Origin of the sequence: Sulfurospirillum halorespirans DSM 13726 (genome assembly GCF_001723605.1) — a bacterium.
GTDB lineage: Bacteria > Campylobacterota > Campylobacteria > Campylobacterales > Sulfurospirillaceae > Sulfurospirillum > Sulfurospirillum halorespirans.
In genome coordinates, this window is sequence record NZ_CP017111.1 from 1,686,830 (window position 1) to 1,702,350 (window position 15,521).

The following is a 15,521-nucleotide window of genomic DNA, read 5'->3' on the forward strand; positions in this document are numbered from 1 at the left end:
TCCTACGGTTTCTTTTTTGGTTTAAACTCAACTTCTATGCGTTGTTGATTATCTTCTATAAATATATCTAAAATTGCCTCTTTATTTCTTTGATCGAAGTCATTAAAGACAATTTTTGCATAGGTTTGCGCAATCATCTTGTTATTTCCATCGGGCAAAAGCGGAACAATAATGCTCTGTAAAGGGTATTTTTTCTCTAAAACATACTGTGTTGGGTAGCCTCTATAGTTGACTAAAAGAGTCAACATATTATTGGTAAAGAGCGTCCAACGAAGTTTTAAGAGGTATTCGTTATTGGGATTTTCAGCGGTTGGCTTTTTGGTAACCTCTTTATGATTGATCAAAACCAATCCTGGTGCATCTTTTTTGAGGATAAATTTATGCTCATATTCGTACTCAATGGGTGCGCAAAGAGCATAGGAACACAAAAGGAACAGCCAAAATACGCTTTTATTCATTTTGGGTTAAAATTTCCCCAACACTGCTAATAAACAGATCGTTATTGTGTTCAACCACCGCGTCCATTTCATCCATTAAAACCGTACGGATCATCCCCTCAAGGGCATCAACACCGACCTGCTTTTCAAGCAAAATTTCCATAGCGCTGTAACGATCCACGATCTCTAAAAGCTTTGTCTTCACCAATTCTTTGTTGGCATTAAAGAGAATATCAAAAAATTTACTTCTAGGACTTCCCATAAAAAAGTCATCTTCGTCTTCGTACAACATCGTTTCTCCTCATTCAAAAAAGAAGATTATAGCACACTAAAGCTTGTCTCATCTGAAAAAGAAAAAGATGGATTGCATACGTTAGAGAAGCATTTTTTACTAACAAAGCGTTAGTAAGCACTCCTTTAATACTTCAAAAACTATGTTGTGTTAATGCCTAAAAAAGGCTATTTACATAAAATTATATGTATAATAATCTTTACAATTAAGCGAGTTAGTTTTTGAGACGTTGGAAGCACTAGAAGTATTATTTCTCATCCATTAGGCTTTACATGTAAAGATGAAAAATGCTTTTGCCGCCCTTCCCTCTTTTAAAAAACAATCTCTACTTTTTTAATCATTAGTTATTTGATAAAGTTACTTGACATTGAAAAAAAATTAGTCTATACTTTCAGCAACGAAACAAAAAGGATTAAAAATGAATCAAGAAACACTTGCTCTGCATTATGGCTATGACAAACAGCAATTTGGCACTATGTCCGTTCCTATCTACCAAACCACCGCCTATGATTTTGGAAGTGCCGAGACTGCAGCAAACCGTTTTGCACTCAAAGAACTTGGACCCATCTATACACGTCTAAACAATCCAACAACCGATGTTCTTGAAGCTAGAATTGCAGCGGTTGAAAATGGTGAAGCGGCTATTGCAACAGCAAGCGGTCAAGCTGCGATCTTTTTTGCGATTGCCAATCTTGCAGAAGCTGGCGATAACATCCTTGTTGCGAAGAAAATTTACGGTGGAGCAACCACGCTTTTAACCCATACCATTAAACGTTTTGGCATTACCGCAAAAGTCTTTGAGAGCGACCATGCCGATGATTTGGAAGCATTGATTGATTATAAAACCAAAGCGATTTTCTTTGAAACGCTTTCAAATCCTCAAATTGCGATCCCCAATATTGAAAAAATTGTCTCAATCGCTCAAAAATACAACATTATTACCGTTGCGGACAACACCGTAGCAACACCAATTCTGTTTCAACCGCTGAATCATGGCATTGATGTGAGTGTTCACAGCGCAAGCAAATACATCTCCGGTCAAGGCAGTGCGATGGGTGGTTTGGTTGTGGAAGCCAAAGGGCTCAATGCAAAGCTCATTGGCAACCCACGTTATCCACAATTTAATGAGCCCGATGAGAGTTACCATGGATTAATTTACGCGACCTTACCATTCCCGATCTTTTCACTAAGGATTCGTCTTTCACTCATTCGTGACATCGGAGCGACTATTGCGCCCTTTAACTCGTGGTTACTCATTCAAGGTCTTGAGACGTTATCGCTTCGTGTAAAAGAGCATTCACGCAATGCGCATAAAGTAGCATCATTTCTAAATTCTCATCCAAAAGTGAAAAAAGTCTCGTATCCAGGATTGGAGAGTGACCCTTTACATGTAAGAGCAAAACATTACTTTACCGACGCTCAAACATCAGGACTTTTAAGCTTTGAAGTGGAAGATTTTGAATTTGCAAAACATATTTTAAACAGCACTAAAATTTTCTCCGTTGTGGTCAACATTGGTGATTCAAAATCCATCATTACGCATCCAGCGAGCACCACGCATCAACAGCTTTCAACAGAGGAATTAGAAAAATCAGGCGTTAAAGCAGGACTCATTCGCCTTAGCATTGGACTTGAAAATGCAGATGATCTTATCTCGGATCTCAAAATTGCACTCGGTTAAGGAGAGGCTATGTCACTACTTTCAACCAAAGGCATGTATGGCTTAAGTGCCATGTACCAGCTTTTTTTAGCAAAAAGCACCAAACCGTTACAAATCAAGGAGATTTCAGCACGCGCTGAAATTCCCCAAAACTATTTAGAACAGCTTTTGATTCTGCTACGTCAAGCAGGGCTTGTCAACAGTGTCAGAGGCGCTTATGGAGGCTATTTATTAGCTCAGAATGCAGAAGATATTTTGATCAAAGATATTCTTATTGCGTTAGAAGGCAATCTTGTTGTCACTGATGTGGACGTGAAAGACCCTGTACTTCGAATGTTTTACGAAGAGAGCAATCATAAAATCCAAGAGATTTTTAACGTGCCTTTATCCGAATTTGAAGTCTATTCACAACGTCTTAGTACCCAACTAAACTATAGCATCTAAATCTAACTTAAGGAGATTCTTATGTATGCACAAAACGTAACAGAACTTATTGGAAACACACCCCTTGTTAAACTTAACCATTTATCCAATGCGTCAAACGCGTTGATTCTTGGGAAATGCGAATTTCTTAACCCTTCACACTCCGTTAAAGATCGTATTGGTTTTAACATGATTAAAACCGCTTTAGAAAAAGGCTTAATTGACCACAGCTCAATCATTATCGAACCAACCAGCGGCAATACAGGCATTGGTCTGGCGATGGTATGTGCAAGTCTTGGATTAAAACTCATTCTTACCATGCCAAGTTCCATGAGCTTAGAGCGTCGCAAACTTTTGGCGGCACTTGGAGCAGAACTCGTGTTAACAGAGCCAACACTGGGTATGAGAGGTGCGGTAGAAAAAGCGACGGAACTTTCCAAAGAGACACCTAACTCTTTTGTACCACAACAATTCGCCAATGAGTCCAATCCAGCGATTCACTACGCCACCACAGCCGAAGAAATTTGGAAAGATACCGATGGGAAAATAGACATTTTTGTGGCTGCGGTAGGAACGGGTGGAACGATTACAGGCACAGGAAAAAGACTCAAAGAGCTTAATCCTAATATTAAAATTATCGCCGTTGAGCCAGACACATCGCCTGTTCTTTCAGGTGGAGCACCAGGACCGCACAAAATTCAAGGTATCGGTGCAGGGTTTGTACCCGCTGTACTTGATACAAAAATCTACGATGAAGTGATTCAAGTCAGTTATGAAAATGCCATTGAAACATCACGTAATCTTGCCAAACAAGAAGGTTTATTGGTAGGAATTTCTGCAGGTGCCAATGTCTATGTAGCCTCAGCTATTGCACAACAAGCGGAAAACAAAGGTAAAACAATTGTGACTATTTTATGTGACACGGGTGAGCGTTACTTAAGCGCTGGTCTGTATGAATACAAAGAGTCGTGAAAACGACTCTCTTGTTTAACCATTCCTTTTTCTTTTACCTTTAACGGATTTTATGGTACTATTTTCCCAACGCAAAAGGGGCATATGTACGTCATGAAAAGAATACCGAGCATTATGCTTAAGAAGCCTATTTTATTAGGCTCAATCACATTTGTTGTCAATCTTTTTATCAGTTCAATACCCGTTTTAATTCTGCATGAAAAACATCTCGAACAGAATAAAAATATGTTTTCTATCTCGACGCTTTTAGATAACCAGCATCTTTTAGAGCAGCAAGCGATTGTCAATAGTGCCCTTTTTTATTCCTTCTTATTTTCCATTACCCTCTCTATCTTAATTGTTTTTTTGACCACATTTTTAAAAAAATCTTACCTTGAAGTTGAAAACCTCTCCCATTACGATGGACTGACAAAATTGTACAACCGTTTAATGTTTATGGAGATTTTTCAAAAAGAGATTCAAAAAGTTAAACGCACAAAAAATCACCTCTTTTTGGTGATTTTAGATATTGATGATTTTAAACCTATTAATGATACCTATGGGCATCTTGTAGGTGATGATGCGATTAAAACAACCGCTGATACCTTGCAACGTCTTTTACGAGAATCTGATACCATTGCACGTTTTGGTGGCGATGAGTTTATTATCTGTATTGTTGATCCGGATAAAGAGGCTGCTTCAACCATTGTCAATCGCATCTTAAATGAATTTAACCATAAGATGATCCCCGTAATACGCAATAATGAGATACAAGACCTTCAAATCAATCTGAGCATTGGCTACACCGCGTACAAAAATGAAGATGATTTTAAAACGATGCTTCAACGCGCCGATCAAGCGCTTTACATCTCTAAAGAAGCCGGCAAAAACACCGCTACGTACATTGCTTAAAAAACATTAAGACTCTGCTTTGCTTCTTATACTAAGAAGTCTATTAATCAAGCTTTTACCCCCATTTTTGTATAATCTCCCAAAAAATACAGAAGGCACACAGACTCATGAGTGAAAAAAGCACCGTTTACAACCCCAAAGAGATTGAAGAACGTTTTTACGCTATTTGGGAACAAAGAGGCTATTTTGAGATCGATGGCAATAAAATGATTCAAGAAGAAGGCAAAAACTTCTGTATCATGATGCCACCTCCCAATGTCACGGGAAGCCTCCACATCGGACATGCGCTTACCTTTACCTTGCAAGACATCATTACGCGTTACAAACGCATGGATGGTTTTAAAACGTTATGGCAACCGGGCATGGACCATGCAGGCATTGCGACACAAAACGTCGTTGAAAAACAACTTTTGGCGCAAGGCATTAAAAAAGAAGAGCTTGGGCGTGAGAAATTCTTAGAGAAAGTCTGGGAATGGAAAGCGTACAGCGGCGGTCAGATTTTCAATCAAATGCGTAAACTTGGCACCTCTCCTGCGTGGAGTAGAGAACGCTTTACGATGGATGATGGACTCAAAAACTCTGTTAAAAAAGCGTTTGTTAAGTACTACAAAGAGGGTCTTATCGTTCGTGGCAACTACATGGTTAACTGGTGTACGCACGATGGCGCACTCAGTGACATCGAAGTGGAATATGAAACCCACAAAGGCAAACTCTACCATCTCAAATACTTTCTGAAAGACTCCAAAGAGTGTTTGGTTGTCGCCACCACGCGCCCTGAAACCTACTTTGGCGATACCGCCGTTATGGTTCATCCAGACGATGAGCGCTACAAGCATCTCGTGGGTCAAAAAGTTATTTTACCACTGATTGGTCGTGAAATTGAGATTATTGCCGATGAACATGTCGATATGAGCTTTGGAACCGGCTGTGTTAAAGTTACGCCTGCGCATGACATCAACGACTACGATGTCGGTAAGCGCCATGATTTAGAATTCATCACTATTTTTGATAGCAATGGTATTTTAAATGACTACTGTGGTGAATTTCAAGGCTTAGAACGTCTTGAAGCGCGCTCTCCTATTATGGCAAAACTCCAAAGTGAAGGCTTTGTCGATAAAGTTGAAGATTATGAAAACCAAGTGGGTCACTGTTATCGTTGTAAAAATGTGGTGGAACCTTACATCTCTAAACAGTGGTTTGTCAAAAAAGAGATCGCTGAGGGTGCGATTGCAAAAGTCAATGAGCACTTAGCGGAATTTTACCCAAGCCATTGGCTCAATTCGTACAATGCATGGATGAAAGAGCTTCGTGATTGGTGTATCTCTCGTCAACTCTGGTGGGGACATCAAATCCCTGTTTTCTACTGCGATGAGTGCGGACACGAGTGGGCAAGTGAAAAAGAGAGTGAGCATAAATGCCCAAAATGCAAAAGTGCGAAAGTACATCAAGACCCTGATGTACTCGATACATGGTTTAGTTCAGGTCTCTGGCCTTTTTCAACATTAGGTTGGGAAAATGGTGATGTGTTTAAAGGTGAAAAGTGGAATGAGAGTGACTTAAAAGATTTCTATCCCAATACCCTCCTTATCACTGGTTTTGACATTCTTTTCTTCTGGGTTGCACGTATGATGTTCTCAGGCGAACATACACTGGGTGAGCTTCCATTTAAAGATATTTACCTCCACGCTTTAGTTAAAGATGAACACGGGCAAAAAATGAGTAAAAGTAAAGGCAACGTGATCGATCCATTGGTGACGATTGATGAATACAGTGCCGACACCTTGCGTTTTACCCTCGCCATCCTTGCGGTTCAAGGTCGCGACATTAAACTCAGCGGCGAAAAACTGGAACAAATTCGTAACTTCACCAACAAACTCTACAATGCGTCACGCTTTTTACTTATGAATGCAAACGCATTCCCCGATTTGGAAACGATTGAGATAAAAACGGCACTGGGTGCTTACATGAAAAGCCGTTTAGCTGTGGCAATGGAAGAGGTACGCGCTCACTTTAGCGATTACCGTTTTAATGATGCCGCAACGACACTCTACCGCTTCTTGTGGGGCGAATTTTGTGACTGGGGTATTGAGCTGAGTAAAGCAGACAAACCAGCCATTGTGGAGCTTGGAGCTATCTTTAAAGAGGCAATGAAGTTGATCCATCCGTTTATGCCATTTATCTCAGAGTTTTTGTACCAAGAATTGTCTGATCAAACACTTGAAGAGAGCGAATCCATCATGGTAAAACGCTACCCTCACGCACTTAAACAAGATGAGAAAATCGAGAAAACCTTTGAGCTGGTTATCGAAGCGATCGTGGGAATTCGTCGTGCAAAAGCCAATATTGACCTTGGAAACAAAAAAATCGAACATGCGTTTATTAAAGTACCTGATACAACAAACCTTAAAGATGCGTTGAAATACATTAGTTTATTGGCAAAAGTTGAAAATATCGACTTTACAGAGACTAAAATAGCCAACTCCGCAACCGATGTAGGCGATAATATTGAAGTGTTTATTCCCCTTGATGGCGTTGATCTAGGTCCCATCGTTGAGCGACTCAACAATCAAAAAATTAAACTTGAAAAAGAAATTATGAAACTCTCTGGGATGCTCTCCAATGAACGTTTTGTCGCCAATGCCCCCAAAGAGGTCATCGCTGAGAATCAAAAAGGGTTGGATGATGCCCAATCAAAAATGGCAAAAATTGAGAGCGAATTAAACTCATTTAGTATCTAAAAATACGAATCATAACAAGGAAGAAGGAGAAAGAATGCGTTTTATTGTAACCCTAATGAGTGTGATGGTAAGCGTTATGTCATTTGCACACGCAGCCAATGATGACAAAGTTTACACCTTAACACTTGCCACAACATGGGCAGAGCAAGTACCTTTTTTAGGAACAGCGCCTGCAACATTGGCACAAACCGTTGAGACGATGTCCAATGGGCGTTTAAAAATCAAGATTGATTCACCCAACAAACACAAATCCCCTTTTGGCGTTATGGACATGGTAAAAGCGGGTCAATACGACCTTGCCTACACCGCTTCGTACTATTACAAAGGCAAAGACTATAAATTGGTCTTCTTTACCACGGTTCCCTTTGGTATGCTGATCAGTGAACAGTATGCGTGGTATAACCATGGTGGTGGCAAAGAGTTGGCGGAAAAAGTGTACAGTGCACACGGGCTTATCTCTTATCCGATGGGAACAACAGGCATGCAAATGGGTGGATGGTTTAAAAAAGAGATCAAATCATTGGCAGACCTTAAAGGCTTAAAATTCCGCATCCCAGGACAAGGTGGTGAAGTTATGGCAAAACTGGGCGTGAATGCGATGAGCACCCCTCCAGGAGAGCTGTATACCGCACTTGAACGCAATACCATTGACGCAGTTGAATGGATCAGCCCTGTATTTGACTTCTCTATGGGCTTTCATAAACTCGCCAATTACTACTACACAGGATGGCAAGAACCCGCAAGTGAGATCCAAATGCTTGCCAATAAAAAGAAAATTGAAGCGTTACCTGCTGATTTAAGAGCGATCTTAGAAGTGGCGATTCGTTCAGTGGGAAGTCAGTTAATGGAGCAAGCAACGCATGCCAATGCAGAAGCTTGGGCGAATATTGCCAAAGAGTATCCAAATGTTAAAGTCCAACAATTTCCCTCCGATGTCATGGCGGCACTGAAAAAAGCTGCACACGAAATCGAAGATGAACAAGCCGCTAAAGATCCTGTTTTTAAAGAGATTTTAGAGTCACAACGTGCTTACTTAGCAAAAGTAAGACCATGGACACTTATGGGTGAATACGGGTATTTGAAACAACTCGAAAAATAAGAGAGTATAAGGGCTTTTACCGTTTTACATGTAAAGGTAAAAGCCCTCTTCTTTTTGCCTCGTTGCTTACGCTTTGGGGCGAAAAGGTTTGATCACTGCTTCGTTACATGTAAGAAACGGTCCTTCTAAAAGATCGATGCAGTAAGGAACGGCTGGGAAGACTGCATCTAAACATTCACGAATGGATTTTGGCTTTCCTGGAAGGTTAATAATCAAACTACGTCCTCGAATGCCTGCCGTTTGGCGTGATAAAATCGCGGTTGGAACGTATTTGAGGCTGACTTGACGCATAAGCTCTCCAAACCCTGGCATCATCTTCTCACACACCACTTCCGTGGCTTCAGGCGTCACATCTCGAAGCGCAGGTCCTGTGCCTCCTGTCGTGACAATCAGACAACATCCTTGCTCATCCGCCATATCTTTGAGAGCCTCTTCAATGAGACTCTGCTCATCAGGAATCACTTCGTAGATACTCTCCCACTCAGAGCTTAAATACTCGCTTAATGTCGCAATAATGGCTTTGCCAGAGAGGTCTTCATACACACCTGCACTCGCACGATCAGACACGGTTAAAATGCCAATTTTTGCTTTCACTGTTTTTCTCCTAATTTAAATTCAAGTAACGTCGAAATCGTTTTCGTATACGGTGCATCCACACCGATTTGATGCAATGCGCGAATGACGACACCACAAATCTCCTCGATCTCTATGCTTCGATTCTGCTCCAAATCCACCAGCATCGAAGGTTTAATCGAATCAAAATGCTTTATGAGTTCAAACATCGCCTCAACATCGGCCTCCGTAATCTTTACAAGTAAAGCACGTGCGGCAGCGGCAGTTTCCTGCATCAAGCCTTGCACGATGGATGAGAGCTTCGTGTGATCAAATAAAACGCCTGTTTTGACGCCCAAAAGCGCGCACAAGGCATTCACACCGTTGTTAATGATAAGCTTTTTCCAAAGTTCTTGCTCAATATCATACGTCGTTTGCGTCGGGATACCCGCTTCATTAAACGTTTTTGCCAACGTTTCTAAAAAAGTCTCATTCTCAGAGGTTGTGCGCATCATCCCTAAAATGGTCTCAGCAGACCCCACCGCATTCACGCATCCGGGAGCTACAACGTGCGCACCAATTTTACGGGTTAAACCGCCTATGACAAACTCTTCCGCGAAATAGTCGCATAAAATCGCCTCATTTTCAACGCCATTTTGCAAAGAAACAATGTAAGGAGGTATGATCTGTCGTTTAAGCCACTGCGCCAAAGAAGCGGCGGCTTCGCGTGTTGCGGTGGATTTTGTCAGCAGTAAAATCACATCGTAATGGTGTGGATCAAGGTGCGAAAGCGCTTCCATATCTAACGCTTTTACAGGATGAGAGAAGTGAAGCGTTGGATGCGAGAGGACAAGACCATTGGTCTGCAAAGCGTCTAAATGCTCACCTCGCGCGACCAACAAAACCTCATGCCCAGCTTCTAATAATTTGGCGGCGAAGTAGCTCCCTACTCCACCAGCGCCAAAGATGATAATGTTCATTTGGAAGAGAGGCGAACGCGCACACTCGCTTCATGCGCGCCAAGCCCTTCGGTATGTGCCAGAAGTGCGCACGCTTCACCGATCTCATCAATGCCCTGCTTGCTCATGCTAATGATGGAGGAGCGCTTCAAGAAGTTCTCAACACCCAGTGGTGAGTAAAACTTGGCAGTACCACCCGTTGGAAGCGTGTGGTTTGGCCCTGCAATATAATCTCCAATTGGCTCAGGCGTGTATGCGCCCATAAAAATAGCACCCGCATGGCGAATACGAGGAAGTAAATCAAATGGGTGTGATGTGACGATTTCTAAGTGTTCAGGAGCGATTTGATTCATCAAATCCACCGCTTCATCCATCGAAGAGGTCACAATAATAGCACCTCGCTCTTTGATTGAAACTTCAGCAATCGCTTTACGTTCCAGTGTTTCAAGCCACGCATACACTTCCGTACGTGTTTTCTCCGCAATCTCTAGCGAAGGAGTAATCAAAATGGAACTTGCCATCTCATCGTGCTCCGCTTGGGAGAGCAGATCGATCGCTAAAAGATGTGGATCGGCACTCGTGTCAGCAAGCACTCCAATTTCACTAGGGCCTGCGATCATATCAATATTAACGTCACCAAAAACAAGTTTTTTAGCCGTCGCCACAAAGATATTACCCGGTCCCGTGATCACGTCCACTTTTGGGATACTTTGCGTACCATACGCCATAGCGCCAATTGCACTTGCCCCACCAACTTTAAACGCCTTTGTGATACCACAGAGGTGCATCGCCGCAAGCAGTAATGGATTGAGTTCATTGTTGGGCGCAGGCGTACAGACCACAATCTCTTTAACACCAGCCACAATGGCAGGAATCGCGTTCATCAACAAACTGCTTGGGTACGCCGCTTTGCCACCAGGAATGTAAAGCCCTGCGCGGTCGACTGGGGTTACTTTTTGACCTAAAACCGTGCCATTGTCTTCAAAATCAAGCCAAGATTTTGGCATCAATTTTTCATGGTACGTGTAAATGCGTTTATACGCCAATTCTAGCGCTGATTTTAGTTTGACATCCAACGCATCATAGGCTTTTTTCATCTCTTCAGTTTTAACTTCAAGCGCTTCATCGTTCCCAACATGCCATTTATCGAATTTTTCAATATGATTTTTTAAGGCGCTATTGCCCTCAACTTTAATCTCAGAAAGGATTCCTCCCACAATTTTGGAGACATTTTCCATATCCATATTCCCACGACGGAGAAGTTCATCGAATTGGGCTTGAAAATTTACTTCATTGGTTTTTAAAAGTAACATGATTTATCCTCTTTATAAGTGCTTTATTATAGCATATTTGCCTTACGCGCATACCTCTGAATCATAGAAGTATTGCCCAAAACTCCTCCTTGATGGAGATAAATGGGCGTTCCATTAAGTGATGTAAGATGCTCCAATAAAGTTTGCCAACCGACAGGATCGTACACCAAATCAAACTCCACGCCCATTTCATCCCGTAAATGCTGCCATAATACATATAATTCTATGTACAATTTTCCGTAATGATACTTTTTCATACTTTCTAAAATAATAGGCAAAGACGCTAATTCAGGCTCAACCATCTTCCACTGCTTTTGCAAATACGCACTATCGCCAACCGTGTTACATGTAAAGACCGGAAAGGGAAGATGCTTTTGCAAAAAGAGTGCCGTTGTGCCCGTTCCTGAGGGTAAAAAGAGATAAGGATTGGGAATGGAATGCGTTTGAATATTGACTAAAAGCTCGTTCGCTAAAATCTTTATGCCCTCTTCCACCTCTTTTTGCCTACCACCTTCGTTTACATGTAAACTCTTTGCATCAAGCCAGTTTAAAACTTCGTCCTCGCGCGTCAGCGATTCAACCATCTTCATGCCATTTGCCAATGCTGCTTTGTAATTACCGATAGGATTGTCTTTCAAAAAACGTGGAATATGATCGCAGACATAAATAAACTCCCACCCTTTGAGGCGCGCTAAAACAGAGAGTGAATACATGGCGTTGGATTGATTGGAGCCTGAACTTACAACACGAGTGATGTGAGGGAAATCGTGCGTTAAAAAGAAGTGAAATTTACGCGCTTTATTGCCTGAAAAATCTTTACTCAGTAGATCATCGCGTTTCAGGTAAAAAAGCTGATTTTGGAAGGTTCGTTTTTCAAAAGGAGAAGGAGGGAAAAACATTTACATGTAAAGACAAAGAAGCCCTATTTTAGGGCTTCTTTGGATTAGCAACGGTTTAAGCAATTAAGGTCTTCAAAGGCTTTTAAAAGACGATTTTTAACGCTCTCTTCACCGGGGCGAAGCCATTTGCGTGGATCATAGTATTTTTTATTGGGTTTATCATCACCTTCAGGGTTACCAATTTGCCCTTGAAGATACGGTGCATATTTTTCAACATATCCCTTTGTTCCTTCCCAAAATGCCCATTGGGTGTCGGTATCGATGTTCATCTTGATGACGCCATAACCAACCGCTTCACGAATGTCGGAAAGTTCGCTTCCGCTTCCACCGTGAAATACAAAATTCACAGGTTTGGCATCGGTTTTAAATTTTTCCTCAATGTACTTTTGAGAATTATCTAAGATTTTTGGCGTTAAATTGACGTTGCCGGGTTTATACACACCATGCACGTTACCAAAAGAGGCTGCGATGGTAAAATTAGGGCTGATTTTCAAAAGCTCTTCGTACGCATACGCAACATCTTGTGGCTGTGTGTAAAGGGCTGCATTATCCATGTGGGTGTTATCCACTCCATCTTCTTCGCCACCTGTACACCCAAGCTCAATCTCCAAGGTCATCCCCATTTTGCTCATGCGTTTGAGGTACGAAACACAGGTTTGTACATTTTTCTCTAATGACTCTTCGGAAAGGTCCAACATGTGCGAACTGTAAAGGGGCTTGTTCGTTTTTGCAAAATGCATCTCACTTGCACTCAGAAGCTCATCGATCCATGGAAGCAGTTTACGCGCTGCATGATCGGTATGTAAAATCACCGCAACCCCGTACGCTTCAGCCAATGTATGTACATGTAAAGCACCACTGATGGCGCCAAGTACGCCCGCTTTGAGTCCATTGACACCTTTTCCTGCATAAAACTCAGCTCCACCGTTGGAAAATTGAACAATTACAGGAGAATTTGCCGCTTTGGCTGCCTCTAAAACGGCATTGATCGAGTTTGTTCCCACAACATTGACAGCAGGAATTGCAAATTGGTTTGCTTTTGCAATCGCAAAAACCTTCTCTAGATCACTTCCTGTAACAACACCCGGTTTTACAAAATCAAAAATTTTCGCATTTACCATACACTACCTTTGGATTAATCTGGAATTACTTGATCGTTACTTTTGCATTTTTTCTGAGTGTTTTAGCTTTATCGGCTACTAGAATACGGAATTTTTCCATTTTTAAGCCATTTTCAATTTGCGCTTTAACCACGTCAAACGTTGCTTTTTCAGCTGCTTTGGTATCTTCCACTAAAATAACATGGAAACCGAATTGTGTTTGAACAGGCGTTTTAGTGATTTCACCTTTTTTAAGTGCAAATGCTGCATCTGAGAAAGGTTTTACCATTTGATTGGCTGCAAACCAACCAAGTTCACCGCCACCTTGACCGCTAGGTCCTGTTGATTTAGTCGTTGCAAGCTCAACAAATTTGTCATTGAGTTTTTGACCACTAAGACCGTCTAATTCTTTAATGACATCTTTCGCTTCTTGCTCAGTTTTAACAAGTACGTGTCGTGCTTTAACCGTTGCAGGTTGCATAAATTTGTCAGCGTTTTTGTCATAATAATCTTTCACATCTTTAGCATCTACTTTAACGCCATCGTAGATTTTTTTCATCCAAACTTCAAGAGCAAGGTCGGCTTTGATACGCTTAAGCGCTTCAGCATAATCTTTCTCTTTTTCAACACCACTTTTGGTTGCTTCTGTGGTTAAAAGTTTACGCTCAACTGCTTGTTCAACAATTTTTTGCTTCGCATCTGCGGGAAGTTCTTCAAACTTTGCACCTTGCATTGCGCGCATAAGCACTGCAATGTCTTGATCGTTCACATCTTCACCGTTGACAGTTGCATAAACGGTTGCATTTAAACTTACACTTAATACTGCCGCAGCAATACTGCTTAGAATAACTTTTTTCACTAAGATCCTTTTATAAATTAATACGCGTATTGTACCCCAAATCTTATTACTATTTCTTAAATGAAATGTTAATTTTAAGGATTGTCGGTATAATTTTTCAAAAACAGATGAGAATGAAATGAAAAAAGCCACCCAAAAAGAGATTGCCACCATTAAAGCTCTTTTTTTAGAACACTATGAAAGTGCCGTTACCGAACTCAAATACAGCTCTTTGTACGAACTCTTAGTCTCTGTGATGCTCTCAGCCCAATGCACCGATAAACGGGTCAATCTCATCACCCCTGCGCTGTTTGAGCGCTATCCTGATGCTGCGTCACTTTCCGTTGCCGATCTTGATGAGGTCAAATCGTTCATCAACTCTTGCTCTTTTTTCAACAATAAAGCGACCAATCTTCTTAAAATGGCTCAAAAAGTGGTCGAACTCTATGATGGCGAAATTCCCTTGGATGAGCAAAAACTGATGGGTCTGGCAGGTGTCGGGCAAAAAACAGCGCATGTTGTCATGATCGAATACGCCAATGCCAACTTAATGGCCGTCGACACCCATGTTTTTCGTGTATCACACCGTTTGGGACTCTCAAGCGCTAAAACAGCGATTAAAACCGAAGAGGAGTTGACGAAGATTTTTAAAAATGATCTGCACACCCTTCACCAAGCGATGGTGCTTTTTGGCAGATACACCTGTAAAGCCGTCCATCCCATGTGTGAAGCGTGTTTTTTAAACGCCTATTGTAAAACAACGCAAACGTTTAAGGTCTAAATTACCCCGTAACGGTGTCGATCCATTTGATAGAGCAGCCTTGCGAAGGGTGTTGCACTTTGGGAGCATCTTGTTTGCTAAAGAGCATCATCACCGCTTCTCTAAGCTCTTCTTCTTTGACACTGCGTGCATCTTGCCAGTTATCATCCAATCTTCCATGATAATAGAGTTTTGCGTCACCATCAAATAAAAAAATGTCAGGCGTGCAGACTGCACCCAAACTTTTGGCGACATCTTGGTTTTCATCGATAAGATAAGGAAAGTCGATGCTCATCTCAGCGATTTTATCAAGCATGTGTGAAGGTGAATCTTCGGGGTAATTAGGGTGAATATTGGGATTGATCGCCACGGTGCCAATGTCTAATTTTTTCGCAAATTCAGCCACCGTGATCAACCGCTTCCAAATAGCGTTGGAATAGGGGCAATGATTGCACATCACAGCGATCATAAAACCACCTTTTCCAAACAGTTCTTGACTCTTAAAACGTTTTCCATTCGGATCTTCAAGTTCAAAATGCTCGAGTGTTTTGCCAAGCTCAAGTGAAGCAGAGTGTACCAGTGCCATGA

At 41.6% G+C, this 15,521-nt stretch carries 16 protein-coding genes; 7 read left to right on the forward strand and 9 right to left on the reverse strand.

The window, feature by feature from the left end:
• Window positions 1-2 precede the first annotated feature (2 nt).
• Window positions 3-458: a hypothetical protein gene (locus tag SHALO_RS08460; protein ID WP_069478148.1), complete on the reverse strand. Its 456-nt coding sequence runs from the start codon at window positions 456-458 to the stop codon at window positions 3-5.
• The gene (locus SHALO_RS08465; RefSeq protein WP_069478149.1) at window positions 451-729 is read right to left on the reverse strand and encodes a DUF2018 family protein; all 279 of its coding nucleotides are present in this window, start codon (window positions 727-729) and stop codon (window positions 451-453) included. Before SHALO_RS08465 ends, SHALO_RS08460 begins: the two co-directional genes overlap by 8 nt.
• Window positions 730-1,147: 418 nt before the next feature.
• On the opposite strand from SHALO_RS08465, the gene SHALO_RS08470 reads away from it, so the two are divergent.
• From SHALO_RS08470 to SHALO_RS08495, 6 genes are all read left to right on the forward strand, one after another.
• Window positions 1,148-2,410, forward strand: a complete 1,263-nt coding sequence (locus tag SHALO_RS08470) for an O-acetylhomoserine aminocarboxypropyltransferase/cysteine synthase family protein (protein ID WP_069478150.1) — start codon at window positions 1,148-1,150, stop codon at window positions 2,408-2,410.
• A gap of 9 nt (window positions 2,411-2,419) precedes the next feature.
• Complete coding sequence (locus SHALO_RS08475; RefSeq protein ID WP_025345037.1) at window positions 2,420-2,833, forward strand: Rrf2 family transcriptional regulator; 414 nt, start codon at window positions 2,420-2,422, stop codon at window positions 2,831-2,833.
• Between the two features lie 21 nt (window positions 2,834-2,854).
• The gene (gene cysK / locus SHALO_RS08480) at window positions 2,855-3,784 is read left to right on the forward strand and encodes a cysteine synthase A (RefSeq protein WP_069478151.1); all 930 of its coding nucleotides are present in this window, start codon (window positions 2,855-2,857) and stop codon (window positions 3,782-3,784) included.
• Between the two features lie 93 nt (window positions 3,785-3,877).
• Entirely contained in the window at window positions 3,878-4,675 is a 798-nt protein-coding gene (locus SHALO_RS08485) for a GGDEF domain-containing protein (RefSeq protein ID WP_069479381.1), read from the forward strand.
• A gap of 107 nt (window positions 4,676-4,782) precedes the next feature.
• Window positions 4,783-7,413: a valine--tRNA ligase gene (locus SHALO_RS08490; protein ID WP_069478152.1), complete on the forward strand. Its 2,631-nt coding sequence runs from the start codon at window positions 4,783-4,785 to the stop codon at window positions 7,411-7,413.
• A gap of 34 nt (window positions 7,414-7,447) precedes the next feature.
• Entirely contained in the window at window positions 7,448-8,512 is a 1,065-nt protein-coding gene (locus SHALO_RS08495) for a TRAP transporter substrate-binding protein (RefSeq protein WP_069478153.1), read from the forward strand.
• 66 nt (window positions 8,513-8,578) lie between these two features.
• On the opposite strand, the gene mog is transcribed toward SHALO_RS08495, so the two are convergent.
• The 6 genes from mog to SHALO_RS08525 are packed head-to-tail and all read right to left on the reverse strand — an operon-like array spanning window position 8,579 to window position 14,194.
• The gene (gene mog / locus SHALO_RS08500; protein WP_069478154.1) at window positions 8,579-9,106 is read right to left on the reverse strand and encodes a molybdopterin adenylyltransferase; all 528 of its coding nucleotides are present in this window, start codon (window positions 9,104-9,106) and stop codon (window positions 8,579-8,581) included.
• On the reverse strand, window positions 9,103-10,044 hold the full coding sequence (locus SHALO_RS08505) for a ketopantoate reductase family protein (RefSeq protein WP_069478155.1): 942 nt from the start codon (window positions 10,042-10,044) through the stop codon (window positions 9,103-9,105). Before SHALO_RS08505 ends, mog begins: the two co-directional genes overlap by 4 nt.
• Window positions 10,041-11,336: a histidinol dehydrogenase gene (hisD, locus tag SHALO_RS08510; protein ID WP_069478156.1), complete on the reverse strand. Its 1,296-nt coding sequence runs from the start codon at window positions 11,334-11,336 to the stop codon at window positions 10,041-10,043. Before hisD ends, SHALO_RS08505 begins: the two co-directional genes overlap by 4 nt.
• A gap of 26 nt (window positions 11,337-11,362) precedes the next feature.
• Window positions 11,363-12,235 (reverse strand): 1-aminocyclopropane-1-carboxylate deaminase, encoded by an 873-nt coding sequence (locus tag SHALO_RS08515; RefSeq protein WP_069478157.1) that lies wholly within the window; start codon window positions 12,233-12,235, stop codon window positions 11,363-11,365.
• Between the two features lie 44 nt (window positions 12,236-12,279).
• On the reverse strand, window positions 12,280-13,356 hold the full coding sequence (gene fbaA, locus SHALO_RS08520; RefSeq protein WP_069478158.1) for a class II fructose-bisphosphate aldolase: 1,077 nt from the start codon (window positions 13,354-13,356) through the stop codon (window positions 12,280-12,282).
• A 25-nt stretch (window positions 13,357-13,381) separates the two neighbouring features.
• On the reverse strand, window positions 13,382-14,194 hold the full coding sequence (locus SHALO_RS08525) for a peptidylprolyl isomerase (RefSeq protein ID WP_069478159.1): 813 nt from the start codon (window positions 14,192-14,194) through the stop codon (window positions 13,382-13,384).
• Window positions 14,195-14,312: 118 nt separating this feature from the next.
• Between SHALO_RS08525 and nth the strand changes: the two genes are divergently transcribed.
• Window positions 14,313-14,954, forward strand: a complete 642-nt coding sequence (nth, locus tag SHALO_RS08530) for an endonuclease III (RefSeq protein ID WP_069478160.1) — start codon at window positions 14,313-14,315, stop codon at window positions 14,952-14,954.
• 1 nt (window position 14,955) lies between these two features.
• Here the strand turns inward: nth and SHALO_RS08535 are convergent, their stop codons facing one another.
• The gene (locus SHALO_RS08535) at window positions 14,956-15,519 is read right to left on the reverse strand and encodes a thioredoxin family protein (protein ID WP_069478161.1); all 564 of its coding nucleotides are present in this window, start codon (window positions 15,517-15,519) and stop codon (window positions 14,956-14,958) included.
• Window positions 15,520-15,521: the final 2 nt, after the last annotated feature.